This window comes from Actinosynnema sp. (assembly GCF_052038725.1).
In genome coordinates, this window is record NZ_JBQGCX010001130.1 from 1 (window position 1) to 4,074 (window position 4,074).

Genomic DNA, 4,074 nt, shown 5'->3' on the forward strand with positions numbered 1-4,074 from the left:
CCGACTTCGTGATCCTGGAGAAGGCCGACGACGTCGGCGGCACGTGGCGCGAGAACACCTATCCGGGGTGCGCCTGCGACGTGGCCAGCATGATGTACTCCTACTCGTTCGCGCCCAACCGCAGCTGGACGCGCACCTACGCGGGCCAGCCGGAGATCCTGGACTACGTCAAGCGCGTGGTGAAGGACCGCGGGCTGGACCGGCACATCCGCTTCAACACCGAGGCGGTGTCCTACGAGTTCGACGAGGCCGCCGACCGCTGGACGGTGCGCACCGCGGCGGGCGAGGAGTTCCGCCCGCGCGTGGTCGTGCTGGCCCACGGCGCGCTGCACGTGCCGAACGTGCCGGACTTCCCCGGCCTGTCCGACTTCACGGGCGAGGGGTTCCACTCCGCCCGCTGGGACCACTCGGTGGACCTGAGGGGAAAGCCGGTCGCGATCATCGGCACCGGGTCCAGCGCCGTGCAGTTCGTCCCGGAGATCGCCGGGGTCGCCGGGCACGTCGAGGTCTTCCAGCGGCACGCGCAGTGGCTGCTGCCCAAGGCCGACCGGCCGCTGACCCGGTTCGAGCACCGGCTGTTCGCGCTCTTCCCGCCCGCGCAGCGGTTGTACCGGCTGTTCGCCTACTGGACCCACGAGCTGCCGGTGCTGGCCTTCCTGCACCCGCGCCTGCTCAAGGTGCTCCAGGCGGCCTCGCTGCGGATGCTGCGCAAGCAGGTGCCCGACCCCGTGCTGCGGGCCAAGCTCACCCCGGACTTCACCATCGGCTGCAAGCGCGTCCTGCTGGCCAACGACTACTACCCGGCGCTCCAGCGCCCGGACGTCGACCTGGTCACCGAGGGCATCACCGGGTTCACCGAGCGCGGGATCAGGACCGAGGACGGGCGGGAGCACGAGGCGGACGTGGTCGTGCTCGGCACCGGGTTCTCCACCGAGAACCGCTGCGCGAACGAGCGCATCGTCGGCGCGGGCGGGCTGACCATCCAGGAGGCGTGGCGCGAGGGCATGACCGCCTACCTGGGCATGACCGTCGCCGGGTTCCCGAACCTGTTCATGCTGATGGGCCCGAACTCCGGGGGAGGGGCGCAGTCGATCCTGTTCGTCATCGAGGCGCAGCTGCACTACGTCGTGGAGTGCCTGCGGCTGATGCGCCGCCGCCGGGCCACCCGCTTGGAGGTGCGCGCGGACGTGCAGCGCGAGTTCAACGACCGGCTGCACGCCAAGCTCGCCAAGTCGGTGTGGAACACCGGCGGGTGCCACAGCTGGTTCCTCGACAGCACCGGGCACAACCGGCAGTCCTGGCCGGGCACCGGGACGGGCTACTGGCGCGCCACGCGCCGCCCGGACCCGACGGCGTTCGCGCTCGGCGACGCGTCCGGTCGGGACGCCCTGCCGGGGGTGCCCGAACCCACCGGGACGCGCTGACGCGCACCTGGTTGCTGATGAAATACGGTCGGTCGTATGCTCTCCAGCGTGCTGGGGCGCCCCACCCGAGAGGGGGGAGCGCCCGACCCAGAGCGGATGAGAAGGGACTGCCCCCGTGGCGAAAGCGCCGGAACCAGTCGTCGCCCCAGCGGGCTTACCGCCGCGAGCCGCGCCCGCCATCCCGTGGGGCGCCGTGTCGATCGTCATGGTCGGGATGTTCATGGCCATCCTCGACTCGTTCATCGTCGTCGTGGCCGGCCCGGCGATCCAGGGCGACCTCGGCGCCTCGGACGGCCAGCTCCAGTGGACCCTGGCGGGCTACCAGCTCGCCTACGCGGTCTTCCTGATCACCGGGGGCAGGCTGGCCGACCTGTTCGGCCGCAGGCGCGTCTTCGTGCTGGGCACCGCGCTGTTCACCCTCTCCTCGATCGCCTGCGCGCTGGCCCAGGACCCCGCCACGCTGATCGGCTCCCGCGTCGCGCAGGGCCTGGGCGCGGCCATGATGGTGCCGCAGGTGTTCGCCGTCATCGCGCTGGTCGTGCCCGCCGAGGGGCGGCACCGGGTGTTCGGCGTGCTGGGCATCGTCATCGGCATGGCCAGCGTCAGCGGCCAGCTCGTCGGCGGCCTGCTCATCAGCGCCGACCTGCTCGGCTCCGACTGGCGCTCGGTGTTCTGGGTCAACGTGCCCATCGGCCTGGTCACCATCCTGCTGGCCTACCGCGTCATCCCCGAGTCGCGGGCGGACGGCGCCCGCAGGCTCGACTTCGCGGGCGTCGCCTCGCTCAGCGCCGCGCTGCTCCTGCTGACCTTCCCGCTCATCCAGGGGCGCGAGGCGGGCTGGCCGTGGTGGACCTGGGCGTGCCTTGCCGCCAGCGCGGTCGCGTTCGCGGTGTTCACGGCGGTCGAGCGCGGCGTCGCCCGGCGCGGCGGCGACCCGCTGCTCAGGCTCTCGCTGTTCTCCCAGCGCTCCTTCTCGCTGGGCATCGTGCTGGTCGTGTCGGTCTACGCGCTGCTCAGCTCCTACTACCTGGCGCTGTCCATCGCGATGCAGCAGGGCCTCGGCATGTCCGCGCTGGGCGCGGGCCTGGTCTACACCCCGGCCGCCACCACGTTCTTCGTCTTCAGCATGATCGCCGGCCGGATCGTGCCCAGGTACGGCCGCCGCGTGCTGGAGGTCGGCTCGGTCGTCCTGGCGACGGGCTACCTGGCCACCGCGGTCGTGCTGCTGACCGGGCCCGAGCTGAGCCCCGCGCTGGTCATCCCGACCCTGGTGCTCCAGAGCGCGGGCGGCGGCCTGCTGATCACCCCGCTGCTCAACACCGTGCTCGCCGGGGTCGTCCCGGAGACCGTCGGCATGGCCTCCGGCGCGCTGTCCACCGCGCAGCAGGTCGGCGGGGCGCTGGGCGTGGCGGTCGTCGGCGCGGTCTTCTTCAACGCCTTCCACCCCGAGCGGGTCGGCCCGGTGGCCGCGGGCGGGCACGCGTTCGCGATGTCCTCGATCGCCACCTTCGTCATCGCGCTGGCCGCCTCGGTGATGGTGTTCCTGCTGCCCAAGCCCGCCAAGGCCGGCTGACCGCGCCGCACGCGCGCACGGGTGGCCGCGGGTCCCGCCGGGGGCCCGCGGTCACCGCGGTGGCGCCAGGAACCCCTCGACCACGCGGCGCGCCTTGTCCGTCGCGCTGTCGTCCCCCACGCGCAGCGCGGTGTTCACCGCGCACAGCAGCGCGTCGATCTGGAAGGCCACCAGGTCCGCGTCCAGCTCGGCGATCCCGCCCGACTCCACCGCGTGCCGCAGCTCGCCCGCGATGACCCCGACCCACACCCGCTGGTCGCGGAACAGCGCGTCGCGCACCGGCCCCGGCCTGCTGTCGTACTCGGCGAGGTTCGCCGCCCGGAAGCAGCCGCCCGCGAACAGCGGCGTCTCGGCGTAGACGATCCAGTGCTCGATCAGCGCGCGCAGCCGCTCGGCGCCCCTCGGCGCGGAGCGCGCGGGCCTGATCACCGCGTCGACGAACATCTCGCGCGCGTGCTCGACCGCCGCCAGTTGCAGGATCTCCTTGCTGCGGAACAGGGTCTGCACCCCGGCCTTGCTCATCCCGGTGTCGGCGGCGAGCCTGCCGAAGCTCAGGCCCTCCAGGCCCTCCAGGGAGGCGACGTCCACGGCGTGGCGCAGCACGGCCCGCCGGGTGCGGGCGCCGCGCAGCAGCCGCTTGTCGGTGATCGGCTGCCGCTCCGCGGGCGCGGCGATCCCACCGGTCCCGGTGTCCTGCCCCGACGCGCCGTCCATGGCGCCCATCCTACTCGGCCGCGGCCGGCCGAGGGCTTGGAATGCCGCTCCGCCGCGCGGGAAGGCGTTTCGGGAACAGCGTCCCGACTTCGTCGGTCCCGCACCCGTGAACGGCGCGCCGAACCGCTTTCCCCTGGTTGCCGGAGTCGACTGTCAAGACTTTCGGAAGATTTCACCGGAAAGGGCGCGCGCTGTCCTTTTGGGCCTACCCGATCGGACGGTCAGCGCCTACTCGAACAAGTGGCTGTCCTGTCGCTGATCTGCCCGTATACGCTTCCCCCGAACTCCGTCGAATTCGCAGTCGGGAGGCCACAGCTCTTCTCGCAGCCCGGCGATCGGCCGAACGGCGCCACCGCGCGGTGG

The 4,074-nt window shown here is 72.5% G+C and carries 3 protein-coding genes; 2 read left to right on the forward strand and 1 reads right to left on the reverse strand.

Translation table 11 applies throughout. From position 1 onward, the window contains the following. On the forward strand, positions 1-1,424 hold a 1,424-nt coding region (locus ACTUAL_RS23820; protein WP_440901811.1), incomplete at its 5' end, for a flavin-containing monooxygenase. Between the two features lie 193 nt (positions 1,425-1,617). Next, a complete protein-coding gene (locus ACTUAL_RS23825; RefSeq protein ID WP_440901812.1) occupies positions 1,618-2,997 on the forward strand; it encodes an MFS transporter in 1,380 nt (459 codons plus the stop codon). Positions 2,998-3,048: 51 nt separating this feature from the next. Here ACTUAL_RS23825 and ACTUAL_RS23830 read toward each other — a convergent pair whose 3' ends face one another. Next, complete coding sequence (locus tag ACTUAL_RS23830; RefSeq protein ID WP_232519913.1) at positions 3,049-3,711, reverse strand: TetR/AcrR family transcriptional regulator; 663 nt, start codon at positions 3,709-3,711, stop codon at positions 3,049-3,051. Positions 3,712-4,074: the final 363 nt, after the last annotated feature.